The sequence below is a fragment of the Thermomonas hydrothermalis genome (assembly GCF_900129205.1).
Lineage (GTDB): Bacteria > Pseudomonadota > Gammaproteobacteria > Xanthomonadales > Xanthomonadaceae > Thermomonas > Thermomonas hydrothermalis.
This window is the reverse complement of sequence record NZ_FQUK01000051.1, coordinates 1-12,859: the sequence shown is the minus strand read 5'-3', so window position 1 is coordinate 12,859 and position 12,859 is coordinate 1. Positions and strand designations below refer to the sequence as shown.

Below are 12,859 nucleotides of genomic sequence, written 5' to 3'. Positions count from 1 at the left end.
CTGTCGCTGCTGCCCCAAGTGCCCAAGCGGGTGCTCTCCGATAACGGCTCCGAGTTCGAGGCCGACTTCTCCAAGGCGCTCGCCACGCAGGGGATCCAGCGCTGGTACACGTATCCCAAGACACCCAAGATGAACGCGCATGTCGAACGCTTCAATCGAACCGTGCAGGAGTCCTTCGTGGACTACCACGAAGACCTGCTCTTTACCGACCTGGATGCGTTCAACCAGCAGCTGGCCAACTGGCTCGTCTTCTACAACGCCGAGCGCCCCCACCACGCCCTCGGCCAGCGACCCCCGCTACACTTCCTGCTCCAGCACCAACCCGAGTGCCAAAGGTGGTGGACTCATACAGGGTCTTGCTATCCATGCCATCCTCCTTTACGCTGACTCGCGTTGTAGCTATCCGGGGTGAGAGCCGTTGCTACAATAAAGGTGAACAACCTGTACCCGAAAGCCCAGCGGGGAAACCCGCTGGCTTTCATTTTTCAACCCTGGATTGCGGCCGCCATCATGGCCGCGGCGGTATTTCCGCCCAAAGTAACTGCACTCGCAGACCTGGCCTGAGCTGTTCAGATCGCGCGCAGGGCTTCGGTGACTGGCAGGCGTGCCGCCCGCAAGGCCGGAAGCAGGCCGCCGATCAGCCCAATGCCCAGCGCCCACTTCAGGCCGGTCCACAGCAATGTCGGGCTGACCTTGAACTGGAACACCACCTGGCTGAAGTTCTGCCCCAGCGTGCTGACCGTGTAGCCGTTGAACAGCAGCCAGGCGATGGCCGCACCCAGCAGCCCGCCAAGCAACGCCAGCAGCAGGGTTTCCAGCATGACGCCGGTCACCACCGACAGCCCGCCGAACCCGATCGCCCGCAGGGTGGCGATTTCGCGTGCCCGCCCGGCCACCGCCGCATACATGCTGTTGAGCGCACCAAACACCGCGCCAATGGCCATGATCGTGCCGATCACGTTGCCAAGAATACGGATCAGCTTGGTCAGGCCCGCCGACTGACGGCCGTAATAGTCGCGCGTCGTCAGCGCATCCAGCTTCAACCGCGGATCACTCGCCAGCGCTGCTTTCAGCCGGCGCAACGCCGATGCATCTGTCAGTTTCACGGTGACCGACTGAAACGCGCTGCGCTGGTAGGCCGGGCCCAGCACATCGGCATCGGTCCACAGCTCGGATTCGTGCGCATCCCCGGACTTGAACACACCCACCACAGTCCAGCTTTGATTGGCCAGTTTCAGCGTCTGGCCAACCGCCAGGCCCCGAAACCGCTGCTGCGCGCCACGGCCAACCACGATCTCGCGCAAGCCAGGCTGAAACCTGCGTCCCTCGACGATCTTCACCTGCGGACGAATGACCCAACCGGCTGGACCGATGCCGCGGAACTGCACATTGGCATCCGTGCCATCGGCACGACTGGGCAGGTTGACCACCTGCGACAGCTCTGGCGACACCAGTGGCCGGCCCTCGCCATCGCGTGCGATCCCCGGCAGCGTCGCGATCAGCGGCACCTGGTCGCGGGTGATGACCGAGTTGGTTTCTGCCTGCGAACCGGCGCGCAGCAGGATCGCCGTACGGGTATCGCCGGTGCTGTCCAGGGTGGCCTTGAAGCCCTCGCCCATCGCCAGCATCGCCACCAGCACGCCCACCACACCGGCAATGCCCACCACCACCACGCTGGATGCCCCCCAGCGCTGCGGCAGGCTGGCAATACCGATCCGGGCCGCCGCCCATGCCAACTGGCCGCTGCGGGTCAGCCCCAGCCACAGGCCGATGGCAACCACCAGGCCCAGCACCATGAACCAGGGCAAGGCGATCCAGATCGCCAGGACAAGGACGAGCAACAGCAAGGTCAGCAGACCGGAAAAGAAACGTTTCATCCAGGGTGTCCTCTCAACGTCCGGCCAAGGCATCGACAATGTTCAGGCGCATGCCGCGCAGCGCCGGCAACAGGCCCACCACCACGCCGATTGCCACCATCAGCGCCAGTCCCATTCCCCAGGTCTGGGGCAACAACCCAGGCAACTGGATCATCCCGCCGCTGGCAGCACTGACCATCGGCACGATGGCCGCCGCCAGCACCATGCCGAGCAAACCGCCCAGCACCACCAGCAACACCGACTCGGCCAGCACCATTGCCAGCACGCTGCGGTCGCTGAATCCGATGGTCTTGAGCACCGCCAGCTCCGGGATGCGCTCGCGCACCGCCTGCGCCATGGTGTTGCCGGTCAACAGCAACAGGGTGAAAAACACCGCGCCCATGATCGCCGACACGATCAGGCCGATGTCCGCAAACTGCTTGGCGAACGCCTGATTGAAAGCCGCCTCGCTCTGGGTTTTGGTTTCGTGATCGGAGTTTTCGCTGAGCCGGTCGATGGCGCGGGCCACCTGCTCGGCCTGTGCCGGGCTCTGTGGCTCGATCACCCACCAGCCCACCCGGCCCTTCACGTAGTCGTTGGCTTCGTCGAAATACTTCCAGTGGAAGAACAGCACGCGCTCCTGCGCTTTCTGCTTCGGATCGGCCACCGTGTAGATGCCGCGCAGCGTGAACGTCCAGTCATTGCTGCCGTGGGTGGGGAAGATGGTGGCCTGCAGCGGGATGGTGTCGCCCACTTTCCAGCCGAACTGCCTGGCCAACGCTGCGCCGACGATAGCGCCGCGCTGGTCGGCCAGCCAGGCCTTCTTCTGCGCGGCCGGCAGCTTGAACTCTGGATACAGATCCAGATAGTCCGGGCTGACGCTGAAGTTGGCAAAGAAGTTCTTGGGGTCGCGGTAGATGCCGCCGAACCATGCCGCAAAGGCCGCCTTCTTCACACCCGGCACGGCGCGAATCTGCGCATCCAGCCGGTACGGCAGCATCTGCGTGATCGACAGCCGCGACGTGGTGATCATGCGGTTGGCGCCAGCCACACTGCCGCCGGAATTGAAGGCGACACGCACCGAATCGAGCATGCCGAACAGCAAAAACGCGGTCATGACCGACAGCAGGGTCAACAACGTGCGCGTCTTGCTGCGCATCAGCGCCGCCCACACCAGAGGGAAATACTTCATCGTCGTGTCCTCGCGTTGGGAAGGGCTTGAACACCTCCATCCTGGCCGTGTCCACCACGGCGCGCCTGGCCCATGTCCAGACGCGACGTTTGCGAAACAATCGCGTGCGTGCGTGGTTTCGCAGGCCGACCTTCCCTGGCCGGCAGCCCGTCTGTCGTAATCAAAACGCCCTTAGGCCGCCTGCTCGACCTGTTCGACCAAGCTGCCCTTGTCCAGATGCAGCGTACGCGAGGCATGGTCAGCGGCCTTGGGATCGTGGGTGACCATCACAATGGTCTTGCCATGTTCGCGGTTGAGCATCTGCAGCAGCTGCAGCACGTCCTCTGCCGATTGCCGGTCGAGGTCGCCGGTTGGCTCGTCGCAGATCAGCAGGGTGGGATCAGACACGATGGCGCGGGCGATCGCCACGCGCTGCTGCTGGCCACCGGACAGCTCGTTGGGGCGGTGCCGGGCCCGATCCTTCAGCCCCACCAGTTCAAGCGCGATCTCGGCATTACGACGCCGCTGCGCCGCCGACAGCGGTGTCAGCAGCAGTGGCAGCTCGACATTCTTGAGTGCCGTCAATGTGGGCATCAGGTTGTAGAACTGGAACACGAAGCCCACGTGGCGGCTGCGCCACTGCGCCAACTGGCTGGACGACAGACGATCGATCCGTTGCCCGGCGATTTCGATCTCACCACTGCTGGGCGTATCCAGCCCGCCGATCAGATTGAGCAACGTGGTCTTGCCGGAGCCCGACGGGCCCATCAATGCCACGAACTCCCCGGCGTCGATGTCAAGGTTGAGACCCTTGAGCACATCGATCTGTTCCGGGCCACGCCGGTAGGTCTTGTGCAGGTCACGGATGCGGACGAGTGCTGACATTGATCGACTCCCTGGAAAGGCCGCCACTGCGCACCGTCTGGTGCGTCTGCCGGCGTGATGATCGTGCGGTTACTGCTGTTCTTCGTCGTCGGCTGCTCGCGTCACGCGCATGCCATCCGCCAGTGTCTCCGGCGGCTCCAGCACCACCTGCTCACCCGCGCTCAGCCCGCGCAACACCTGACGGTCATCGCCCAGCGTGCGGCCCAGTACGAGTGGACGCTCAACGACCTTGCCACCACTCACCACGAACGCCACGTCCTTATCGCCGCGCCGGACGATCGCTGCCGCCGGCACCAACACACCCGTGGTTTCATTGCGCTGTTGCGGGGCAGCCTCCTCCAGGAAGCTGACGCGTGCGCCCATGTCGGGGACGATGCGCGGGTCGCCTCGCGCGTCCAAGCTGACCCGCACCTTCACCGTGGCCTTGCCGCGGTCGGCGGCCGGAATGATGGCAATCACTTTGCCGGGAATCTTCCAGTCTGGATAGGCGTTGAGCGCAGTCTGGGTCGGCATGCCCGGCTTGACCCGGCCGATGTAGGCCTCACCGACCTCGACCTCGACTTCCAGTGACTCCATATCCACCAGGGTGCCGATGCCGGTGCGGGTAAAGCCGCCACCCGCCGACAGCGGCGAAACGATTTCGCCCGGCTGCGCCGCCTTGGCGATGATCACCCCATCGAACGGGGCACGAACCACGGTGTTGTCCACGCCGTTGTCGGCGATCCGCAACGATGCTGCGGCGACCTGTGCATTGCGCCGGGCGGTGGCAAGTTGGGCGCGCAGGGTGTCTCTCTGCGCCAGCGCCTGCTCGTATTGCGCACGCGAGACCAGCGACTGCTGCACCAGCGTGGCCAGCCGTGCAGCATCCGCTTCGGCCTGGGTCAGCTGTGCCTGCACACTGGCGATCTGGCTTTCCGAGGCAGCCAGCTGCGAGGCCGACAGGGCGCGCTGGGCTTCGGCATCGACGGGATCCAGACGGGCCAGCACCTGCCCTTCTTTGACCTTCTGCCCTTCCTCGATCAGCACCTCGCGCACCCGGCCGGTGATCTTGGCCGACACCGTGGCCATCCGGCGTGCCACCACGTAACCGGATGCATCCAGCACCGCCGCACTGGCAGCACCGCCGGAGCCGATCGCCACGACCTCGGCCGTGCGCACGGCAACCGGCTTGCCAGCTCGCAGCGCGATCACTGCCCCCACCACCAGCACCACGCCAGCCACCGCCAACCCGATCCACAGCCCCTTACGGGAAGGCGGCGGCGCCGCGTTGCGGTCGATCTTCAGTGCGTTGAGTAATTCGGCGGAAGTCGTCATGTCCTAATCCTGTCGGTGAATGCCCGGGCACGCTCAGGCAGCCAATACCTTCCCAGACTTGCCCGGAAAACGTCCGTTGTTGCGGCAAGTTGTCCTGTACGTCAAGACACCCTGACACACCGCGCACATTGCCGGACGAACCTTTCGGCGCACGTCACCAGCAACGTGCACTTTACGTGCACCAGGCTTATACGTCAGGTGACGGCTGTCAGATGATTGCACTGACGGTGGTGACTGCCCGCGGGTCGAGGCACTGCCGAAGATGGAAGCCCCAAAGCGGCAGCGACACCGGGCGGGTTTCCCTCGGACGGTAGCACTGAATCGCCCTGGGCGCGCCACCCGACGCACGCGTTTCACCACACGCTAGCATGGCCTCATGCCCAATCCGACCCGACCAGCCGCTTCGCTCCCACGCTGGCTACAGCCGGCGCCCGATTCGCCGATCGCCGCAACCCTGCGCGCCGGTCACTCGCCCTGGTCGCACGGCATTCATCTGCTGTGGTCGGCCTGGCTGTTTATCGCCCCGGCGATGGGGGGTGGCCGCTACGACTTGCGCTGGTGCCTGCTGACACTGGTGTCGTATCCGCTGTTTCTGTGGCTGTATGCAAAGGTGCTGCTGGCACCGCGCCGCATCGCACCGCGCTATGCGCTGGCGATGATCGCCCTGTGCCTGGCACTGCTCCCGTGGTACCCGTCCGGGCTCAGCTATTTCGTGTTCGGCTGCGTGATGCTGGCTGTCGTCAGGCGTGACCGGCTGCCGCACTACCTTCTGATGCTGCTGGCCCTCAATGCTTTACTGACCGTGTACGCACTGTGGCTGGGCTATCCCTGGCAGGTGGTGGTGTGGATGCTGCCAACGACCCTGATCATCGGCATCATCGTGCATGTGGAACACCAGCTGAAAGAGCGGGATGCGGCGCTCATGCTCTCCCTGGACGAGATTCGACGGCTGGCCGCCAGTGCCGAGCGTGAGCGCATCGGCCGCGACTTACACGACCTGCTGGGACATACCCTGTCGCTGATCACGCTGAAACTGGAACTGTCGCGCAAACTGATCGATCGCGACACAACGCTTGCCCGCCTGGAGATCACCGAGGCAGAACGGATCGCCCGGCACGCCCTGGGCGAAGTGCGCGCAGCCGTCACCGGTTATCGTGCGGCAGGTCTGGCAGCCGAACTGGCCTCGGCACGGCTACTGCTGACCACGGCCGGCGTAAGCCTGGACTATGACGCCCCGCCCGCCCTGCCGCCCGACACCGAACGTTCGCTGGCTTTGGTGCTGCGCGAGGCGGTCACCAACATCGTCCGGCATGCCCAGGCGACGCATGCCGAAATCCGGTTTATCCACACCGGCAACCATCTGCAGCTGCGGATCCGTGACGATGGCCGCGGCGGTGTCGCCACCCCAGGCAACGGTATCGCCGGCATGCGCGAACGGGTCCGGGCACTGGGCGGCCAGTTGACACTTCACTCACCTTTGCGCGAAGGCACCCTGCTCAGCATCGATCTGCCGCTGGCGGCCACTGTTGCACCGCAGGTCGAGCAGGCCATTGCGTCAGCACCGTCGATTCCACAGGGAGCCAGCCAATGATCCGCGTGCTGCTGGCGGAAGACCAGGCGATGGTGCGCGGCGCACTGGCAGCGCTGCTGGCGCTGGAGTCGGACATCGAGATTCTGGGGACGTCCCCGGACGGCGAGTCCGCCTGGCGCGCTTTGCAGCAGCTGACGCCGGATATCCTGCTGACCGACATCGAGATGCCCGGCCTGACCGGGCTGGAGCTGGCGCAACGGGTGCAGCGCCACGCCTTGCCGGTGAAAGTGGTGATCCTCACCACCTTCGCCCGTCCCGGGTTTTTGCGTCGCGCACTGGATGCCGGCGTGCGTGGCTATCTGCTCAAGGATGCCCCGGCCGAGCACCTGGCCGAGGCGTTGCGCCAAGTCCACCGCGGTGGCCGCGCCATCGATCCGCAGCTGGCGCAGGACGCCTGGGGCGAAGCCGACCCGCTGACCGACCGCGAGCGACAGGCGCTGCGGCTGGCCGGCGAAGGCCTGTCCGCCGCCGAGATCGCCCAGCGCCTGAACCTGTCGCACGGCACCGTGCGCAACTACCTGTCCGAAGCGATCGGCAAGCTCGGCGTCGGCAACCGCATCGAAGCCTACCGGCTGGCGCGGCAGAAGGGCTGGCTGTAGTGCGCCCGGCTCAGACGTCGGCGCGCGCTTTCAGCAGCGCGTAGGCGGCACGCAGGCCCTGTGCCTCGCCGCCGGCCGGGCGGCCCGGGCGGTCGCTGTCGTTCCAGGCATAGACATCGACATGGCCCCAGCGCACGCCTTCGTCGACAAAACGCTCGAGGAACAGCGCGGCGGTGACGCTGCCGGCCATGGTGCTGTTGCTGCTGTTGGCCAGATCGGCGATGCCGCTGGTGAGGTAGCGCAGGTACGGCCGCCACAACGGCATCCGCCATAGCGGATCGCGCACCCGCTGCCCGGCGGCCAGCCAGTCGTTGGCCAACGCCTCGTCGTTGGCGTACAGCGCAGGCAGGTCCGGGCCCAACGCGATGCGCGCGGCGCCGGTGAGGGTGGCGAAGTCCAGCAGCAGATCGGGCGCCAGCTCGCAGGCGCGGGCCAACGCGTCGCACAGCACCAGCCGACCTTCGGCGTCGGTGTTGTCGATTTCGACGCTCATGCCCTTGCGGGTGGCGATGACCTCGCCGGGCCGGAAGGCATTGGGGCCGACGGCGTTCTCCACTGCGGCGATCAGCAGGGTGATGCGCAGCGGCAGCTGGCGCGCCATCACCAGCTCGGCCAGCGCCAGCGCGTGCGCGGCGCCGCCCATGTCCTTCTTCATGTTGCGCATGCCCGCGGCGGCCTTGAGGTCCAGCCCACCGCTGTCGAAGCACACGCCCTTGCCGCACAGCACCACATGCGGATGCGCGGCATCGCCCCAGGTCAGCTCGATGATGCGCGGCGCACGATGCGAGGCGCGGCCGACCGCGTGGATGGCCGGGTAACGCTGCGCCAGCAGGTCGTCACCGGCAATGACCGCGACAGTGGCACCGTGCACGTGTGCGATCGCGCGCGCGGTGGCTTCCAGTTCGTCCGGGCCCATGTGCTCGGTGGGCGTGTTGACCAGGTCGCGCACGCGCACGCAGGCGGCCAGCAGGTCGAAGGTTTCTGCATCGAAGCTGTCCGCCACCAACTGTGCGGCCGGCGCCGGCTGTGCCTTGTAGCGGGTGAACCGGTACCGGCCCAGGCCCCAGCCCAGCTGCAGCGCACGCCGCGCACCGCCATCCAGCTCGGACACCATCCGCCAGTCACCAGCGGGCAGCGCACGCGGTGCATGCGCCCAGGCGAACGGGTCATGGCCATCATCCACACCCAGCACCGCCCCGGCCACGCGCCCGTCGCCATCGGCCCAGCTACACGCCGTGCCGGGGCTTCCGTCGAAGCGCTGCGCTGCCAGCCAAGCCTGCACTGGCGCCGGCTGGGCCGCACACCAGGCCGCAAACCCGGCCTTGTCCACCGCATGCAGCGGCAGTGCCGAGTGCGCCCCGGCCGCGATCACGAAACCATCAGGATGTGTCATTCCAGACTCCCGGAATATTGAGTTGACTCCAGCCAGTCGGCCAGTTCGGTCAGTGTGCTGACCTGCAGATCGGGCCGTGGCAACCCGTCCGGCCAGGCGTGATCGCCACGATCGATCCAGCAGGTCTGCAGGCCGGCATGGGCGGCCCCGGCCATGTCCATGTGCGGATGATCGCCCACATGCATGACCTCCCCCGGCGCGAACCCCAAGCGGCGACAGGCTTCATGGAACAAACCGGCATCAGGTTTGGGCGCGCCGTACTCGCGGGCGCCCAGTTGGAACTGAAACAGGGAGGCGATGCCGATCACGGCAAGGTCGGCGTTGCCATTGGTCAGTGCCGCGATCGGCCAGCGCGCGCTGATCCGTTGCAAGGCCGGCAGCGCATCGGGATAGAACTCCACCCGGTTGCGCTCCTGGAAGAAGATCGCATACGCCGCACTGGCCAGCGCTGGATCGTCACCGCTTTCGCGCAGGGCGCGCTCGATGGTCAGCCGGCGCAGCAGCCCCAGGTCGTGGGCGTGTTCGGGGAACTCGGCGAACACGCGTTCGCGCAGCGCGCGCATCTCCGTGATGGGGAAGCGCTCGGCGGTGCGTGGGCTGTGCTCGCAAAACCAGGCATGCAGCGCCTGCTCGATGCGCTCCCCGATCGGGGCAAACGGCCACAGGGTGTCGTCGAGGTCGAAGGTCAGGGCACGAATGGGATGTTTCACCGTGCCATTGTAGGCCCCACGTCCGCATGCGACATACGCATGCCGAAAACCGCTTCAGCCGCGGTCGGGATCGGGCGCGGCGGCCTCGTCCGGCGCCTGCGCTGGCGGCGTGGGCTGCCACGCCGCCACGGCCTGTTCCAACAGGGTCAGCATTGGCGCCACCGCCTTGAGCAGCGACACCAGCCCGCTGCTGCCGGCCACCAACCCCTGCAGTGGCCGGACACGCCCGGCCACGATGCCAGCGACGACGCCGACGACGAGAATCCGCCCCGGTGTCCACGCCGAACGCCAGGTCTGCCAGCACTGCTGCCAGTGCTGCCGGGCCCGCTGTTCGCGCACCACCAGCCGCTGCTCGGCCCGCTGCACCCGCTGCACATGGGCTGCAAATCCGGGATCGAACCTCATGCCTGTGCCTCCTGCGCCGGCCCGGCCGCAGCGTCCGGGGTTTGCGGCGGCGGCGCTGCCGTGCGCAAGGCATCCAGCACCGTCAGCGCATCCTGCACCAGCCGCCGCAACTGCCGTCGGCTGGTCTGCAGGCCACCGTGGGCCAGATACCGGCGCGCAGCCCAAAACGCCAGCATGGTCACCGCCAGGCTGAGCAGCGCGGCCAGCAGCAGCGCGCCCAGCCAGGACAGCCCGACCCAATGCAACAGCGCGACCAGAGCCGCCATCAGCAGCAGCCAGGCCGAGCCGCCGAACACGATCATCAGGGCCAGACAAACCAGCGCCCGCAGCACTGCCGCCCGCGCCAGCGCAAGATCCGCCGCCAGCAGCCGCCCCAACATGTGCACGGTCTCGGCGGTGGCGTGCACACCGGCGCGCCCGTCCGCCTGCAGGCGCTGCAGGGCCTCGATCACCCCGGGGGGCGCAGATGCCTCGCCCGATGCGGGGGTTGATTCGGTCATGGCGTCGCTTACCGCTCGCTGCGCCCAAGCCGGGACAGCAGCCAGCCGGCGGCAAACGCCACCCCGAAGGCGGCCAGCGGCCGCTCGCGGATCAGTTCGGCAGCGCTATCGAGCAGGTCGCGGCCCTTGTCCATCAAGACATCCAGCTGTTCCTTGCTCGCCCCGCCCAGATGCTCGACCGCCCCCAGCCCGGCACTGGCCCCCTCGGCCAGCTCGGCCTTGACCTCGGCCTTGCCCAACCGCAGCTCATCGCCGGCAGCGGCAGCAGCGCTCTTGACCGCACTGCCAGCAGCGCTGGCCGCCTGCTTCAAATGCGTACCTGCTTCACCCAGATGGGTCTTGACGGCGTCGGTGTGCTCGTTCATTGCAGTCTCCTTGGGCATGACTCCGGGACAATCCTGCAGCCTGCGGCGCCTGTGCGCGATCAACGCATCAGCACCTGGCCGCTCACGTTGCCGCGCAACACGCGCAGCACCAGCTGTGCCGGCGGCGCCGACAGCATGGCACGAAATCCGGTCAGATCGGTGAACTCGCCGCCATTGACCGCCAGCACCACATCGCCCGGCTGCAACCCGTTGCGATCGGCGCGGCTGCCACGCTGGACCTGCTCCACCAGGACGCCCGCCAACCCCTGCCGGCGCAACGATTCCGGCAACTCGACAAAGCGTGCGCCGGCCAGACGTGGATCCAGCTGCAGACCTTCCAACAGCCGCGGCGCCTCGCGCAAGGTACTGCGGATACGCAGCGGCTTGCCATCACGACGGACATCCAGTTCAACCGTGGCATCCGGATCCTGCAATCCCTGGAAGTTGCGCAGCGCCTCACTGCTGTCGATCGGCTGACCGTTGGCCGCGACGATCACATCGCCCACCCGCAAGCCGGCCGCCCCGCCGGCCGAGCCGGGATAGATGCGGGTGATCAGCGCCCCGCGCGGCTCACTCAAGCCCAGCGCACGGGCCAGCCGGGCGTCCAGATCCTGGGTTTCCAGGCCCAAGGTGCCGCGCCGCACGGTGCCCAGCTCCAACAGCTGGTTCATCACCCGGTGCGCCAGGTTGGACGGAATGGCAAAGCCCAGGCCGATGTTGCCGGCCATCGACCCGCGCGGGTTGAAACTGGCGGTATTGATGCCGACCAGCTCGCCGTTGAGGTTGACCAGCGCACCGCCGGAGTTGCCGGGGTTGATGCTGGCATCGGTCTGGATGAAGTTCTGGTAGCCGGCACCCGGCAGATTGTTGCGGCCGACCGCGGACACGATGCCGGAGGTGACGGTCTGGCCGACCCCGAACGGATTGCCGATGGCCACCACGAAATCGCCGATCTGCAGCCGGTCGCTATCAGCCAGCGGGATCGCGGTGAGCGACTGGGCCGGAATGCGCATCAGCGCGATGTCGGTATCAGGATCACTGCCGACAAACTGCGCCTTCAGCGTGCGGCCATCGGCCAGGGTGACCTCGACTTCATCGGCGTCTTCGATCACGTGGTTGTTAGTCAGCACCAGCCCGCGCCGAGCATCCACGATCACCCCGGAGCCCAGCGACTGGGCGATGCGCTCGGCCGGAATGCCAAAGATGCGGCGGAAGATCGGGTCATCGCCGAACGGCGTATTGACCCGCACCACCTGCTTGGTATGCACGCTGACCACCGCCGGCAGCACCTTCTTGAGCATCGGTGCCAGCGACGGCATCGGCGTACTGGCCACACCACTGGTTGGCACGCTGCCGCCAACAGGCGTCGCCGTCGTCGCCGGCGCGGCGACCGCCGCCTGCGCCGGACGTTCCAGCAGCAGCGACAGGCCGGTCGCGGCAAAGCCGCCAAAGGCAGCGGCTGCCGACAGGGCAAGCAGGGTTTTGGTCGCAGTCTTCATGTGCAAATGGCGGACGGAAAGATGAACTGCAAGTATTGCCCAATCCCGGCACCGCTCCCGCAATCAAGGCTGAAGGCGCCTATACGACCGCTTTGGGATGAAAATGCGACAGCGATCACGCACTGCAGCATGCCCTGCCCCGCATTCAGTTTCACGCCGGATTGCTGGAAGAACCCGTGGAACCCGCATCACTGCGCACCCAGCCGGATTGCAAGCGGCGCAGCGCAAAAAATCACGTGCATAAGTTCAAACACCTTTGGCACTCCTTCGAAGCAGGAGGAGCGCCATGCAAGTGCACCATGCCGGGTACCGAATCCGGGGGTTCTATCGAATAGCCGCCTTGGGTCATCTTTGGGCAATGACCCCCAAAGACGCCCAACGAAGGCTGCACATCCTGCGCTTCTGGGGCACACACGGCCTCAAAGCCACCCAAGACGCCTTCGACGTGTCCCGGCGCACGCTCTACCGGTGGAAGCAGGCCCTGCGCGAACAGGGCGGCAATCCCGCCGCCTTGGCCGCTCGATCCTGCGCGCCCAAACGCCGGCGCACGCCCAAGACCGACCCACGGCTG

The 12,859-nt window shown here is 66.7% G+C and carries 15 protein-coding genes; 5 read left to right on the top strand and 10 right to left on the bottom strand.

What is annotated here, in order from left to right; translation table 11 throughout:
• Positions 1 to 387: integrase core domain-containing protein (locus BUA29_RS10855; RefSeq protein WP_143148925.1), on the top strand; the 387-nt coding region annotated here is incomplete at its 5' end.
• A gap of 45 nt (positions 388 to 432) precedes the next feature.
• Entirely contained in the window at positions 433 to 564 is a 132-nt protein-coding gene (locus BUA29_RS12510; RefSeq protein WP_273387038.1) for a hypothetical protein, read from the top strand.
• A 5-nt stretch (positions 565 to 569) separates the two neighbouring features.
• Here the strand turns inward: BUA29_RS12510 and BUA29_RS10850 are convergent, their stop codons facing one another.
• The 4 genes from BUA29_RS10850 to BUA29_RS10835 form a co-directional block, all read right to left on the bottom strand.
• Positions 570 to 1,877, bottom strand: coding sequence for an ABC transporter permease (locus tag BUA29_RS10850; protein WP_072756567.1), 1,308 nt, complete (start codon positions 1,875 to 1,877; stop codon positions 570 to 572).
• 13 nt (positions 1,878 to 1,890) lie between these two features.
• On the bottom strand, positions 1,891 to 3,048 hold the full coding sequence (locus BUA29_RS10845) for an ABC transporter permease (protein ID WP_072756566.1): 1,158 nt from the start codon (positions 3,046 to 3,048) through the stop codon (positions 1,891 to 1,893).
• 171 nt (positions 3,049 to 3,219) lie between these two features.
• Positions 3,220 to 3,912: an ABC transporter ATP-binding protein gene (locus tag BUA29_RS10840; RefSeq protein WP_072756565.1), complete on the bottom strand. Its 693-nt coding sequence runs from the start codon at positions 3,910 to 3,912 to the stop codon at positions 3,220 to 3,222.
• Positions 3,913 to 3,981: 69 nt separating this feature from the next.
• Entirely contained in the window at positions 3,982 to 5,226 is a 1,245-nt protein-coding gene (locus BUA29_RS10835) for an efflux RND transporter periplasmic adaptor subunit (RefSeq protein ID WP_072756564.1), read from the bottom strand.
• A gap of 376 nt (positions 5,227 to 5,602) precedes the next feature.
• On the opposite strand from BUA29_RS10835, the gene BUA29_RS10830 reads away from it, so the two are divergent.
• Together BUA29_RS10830 and BUA29_RS10825 are read left to right on the top strand one after the other, a co-directional pair.
• A complete protein-coding gene (locus BUA29_RS10830; protein WP_072756563.1) occupies positions 5,603 to 6,817 on the top strand; it encodes a sensor histidine kinase in 1,215 nt (404 codons plus the stop codon).
• The gene (locus BUA29_RS10825) at positions 6,814 to 7,416 is read left to right on the top strand and encodes a response regulator transcription factor (RefSeq protein WP_072756562.1); all 603 of its coding nucleotides are present in this window, start codon (positions 6,814 to 6,816) and stop codon (positions 7,414 to 7,416) included. The genes BUA29_RS10830 and BUA29_RS10825 overlap by 4 nt, the downstream gene beginning before the upstream one ends.
• A 10-nt stretch (positions 7,417 to 7,426) precedes the next feature.
• On the opposite strand, the gene BUA29_RS10820 is transcribed toward BUA29_RS10825, so the two are convergent.
• From BUA29_RS10820 to BUA29_RS10795, 6 genes are read right to left on the bottom strand one after another with little or no spacing between them, the layout of a single operon-like run.
• On the bottom strand, positions 7,427 to 8,809 hold the full coding sequence (locus tag BUA29_RS10820) for a leucyl aminopeptidase family protein (protein ID WP_072756561.1): 1,383 nt from the start codon (positions 8,807 to 8,809) through the stop codon (positions 7,427 to 7,429).
• Positions 8,806 to 9,519, bottom strand: coding sequence for an HAD family hydrolase (locus BUA29_RS10815; RefSeq protein ID WP_072756560.1), 714 nt, complete (start codon positions 9,517 to 9,519; stop codon positions 8,806 to 8,808). Before BUA29_RS10815 ends, BUA29_RS10820 begins: the two co-directional genes overlap by 4 nt.
• Positions 9,520 to 9,573: 54 nt before the next feature.
• Positions 9,574 to 9,924 carry a hypothetical protein gene (locus BUA29_RS10810; RefSeq protein ID WP_143148924.1) on the bottom strand — a complete coding sequence of 117 codons (351 nt, stop codon included), beginning with the start codon at positions 9,922 to 9,924 and terminating at the stop codon, positions 9,574 to 9,576.
• Positions 9,921 to 10,424, bottom strand: coding sequence for a hypothetical protein (locus BUA29_RS10805; protein ID WP_072756558.1), 504 nt, complete (start codon positions 10,422 to 10,424; stop codon positions 9,921 to 9,923). Before BUA29_RS10805 ends, BUA29_RS10810 begins: the two co-directional genes overlap by 4 nt.
• A gap of 8 nt (positions 10,425 to 10,432) precedes the next feature.
• Positions 10,433 to 10,789 (bottom strand): hypothetical protein, encoded by a 357-nt coding sequence (locus tag BUA29_RS10800; RefSeq protein WP_072756557.1) that lies wholly within the window; start codon positions 10,787 to 10,789, stop codon positions 10,433 to 10,435.
• Between the two features lie 59 nt (positions 10,790 to 10,848).
• Positions 10,849 to 12,288, bottom strand: coding sequence for a Do family serine endopeptidase (locus tag BUA29_RS10795; protein WP_072756556.1), 1,440 nt, complete (start codon positions 12,286 to 12,288; stop codon positions 10,849 to 10,851).
• A gap of 358 nt (positions 12,289 to 12,646) precedes the next feature.
• Between BUA29_RS10795 and BUA29_RS10790 the strand changes: the two genes are divergently transcribed.
• Positions 12,647 to 12,859, top strand: a 213-nt coding sequence (locus BUA29_RS10790) for a helix-turn-helix domain-containing protein (RefSeq protein ID WP_218587190.1), incomplete at its 3' end; no start/stop codon positions are given.

Coding starts and splice junctions, on each gene's coding strand:
- BUA29_RS10850 (WP_072756567.1), bottom strand. CDS start 1,877: ATGAAACGTTTCTTTTCCGGTCTGCTGACCTTGCTGTTGCTCGTCCTT.
- BUA29_RS10845 (WP_072756566.1), bottom strand. CDS start 3,048: ATGAAGTATTTCCCTCTGGTGTGGGCGGCGCTGATGCGCAGCAAGACG.
- BUA29_RS10840 (WP_072756565.1), bottom strand. CDS start 3,912: ATGTCAGCACTCGTCCGCATCCGTGACCTGCACAAGACCTACCGGCGT.
- BUA29_RS10835 (WP_072756564.1), bottom strand. CDS start 5,226: ATGACGACTTCCGCCGAATTACTCAACGCACTGAAGATCGACCGCAAC.
- BUA29_RS10830 (WP_072756563.1), top strand. CDS start 5,603: ATGCCCAATCCGACCCGACCAGCCGCTTCGCTCCCACGCTGGCTACAG.
- BUA29_RS10825 (WP_072756562.1), top strand. CDS start 6,814: ATGATCCGCGTGCTGCTGGCGGAAGACCAGGCGATGGTGCGCGGCGCA.
- BUA29_RS10820 (WP_072756561.1), bottom strand. CDS start 8,809: ATGACACATCCTGATGGTTTCGTGATCGCGGCCGGGGCGCACTCGGCA.
- BUA29_RS10810 (WP_143148924.1), bottom strand. CDS start 9,924: ATGAGGTTCGATCCCGGATTTGCAGCCCATGTGCAGCGGGTGCAGCGG.
- BUA29_RS10805 (WP_072756558.1), bottom strand. CDS start 10,424: ATGACCGAATCAACCCCCGCATCGGGCGAGGCATCTGCGCCCCCCGGG.
- BUA29_RS10800 (WP_072756557.1), bottom strand. CDS start 10,789: ATGAACGAGCACACCGACGCCGTCAAGACCCATCTGGGTGAAGCAGGT.
- BUA29_RS10795 (WP_072756556.1), bottom strand. CDS start 12,288: ATGAAGACTGCGACCAAAACCCTGCTTGCCCTGTCGGCAGCCGCTGCC.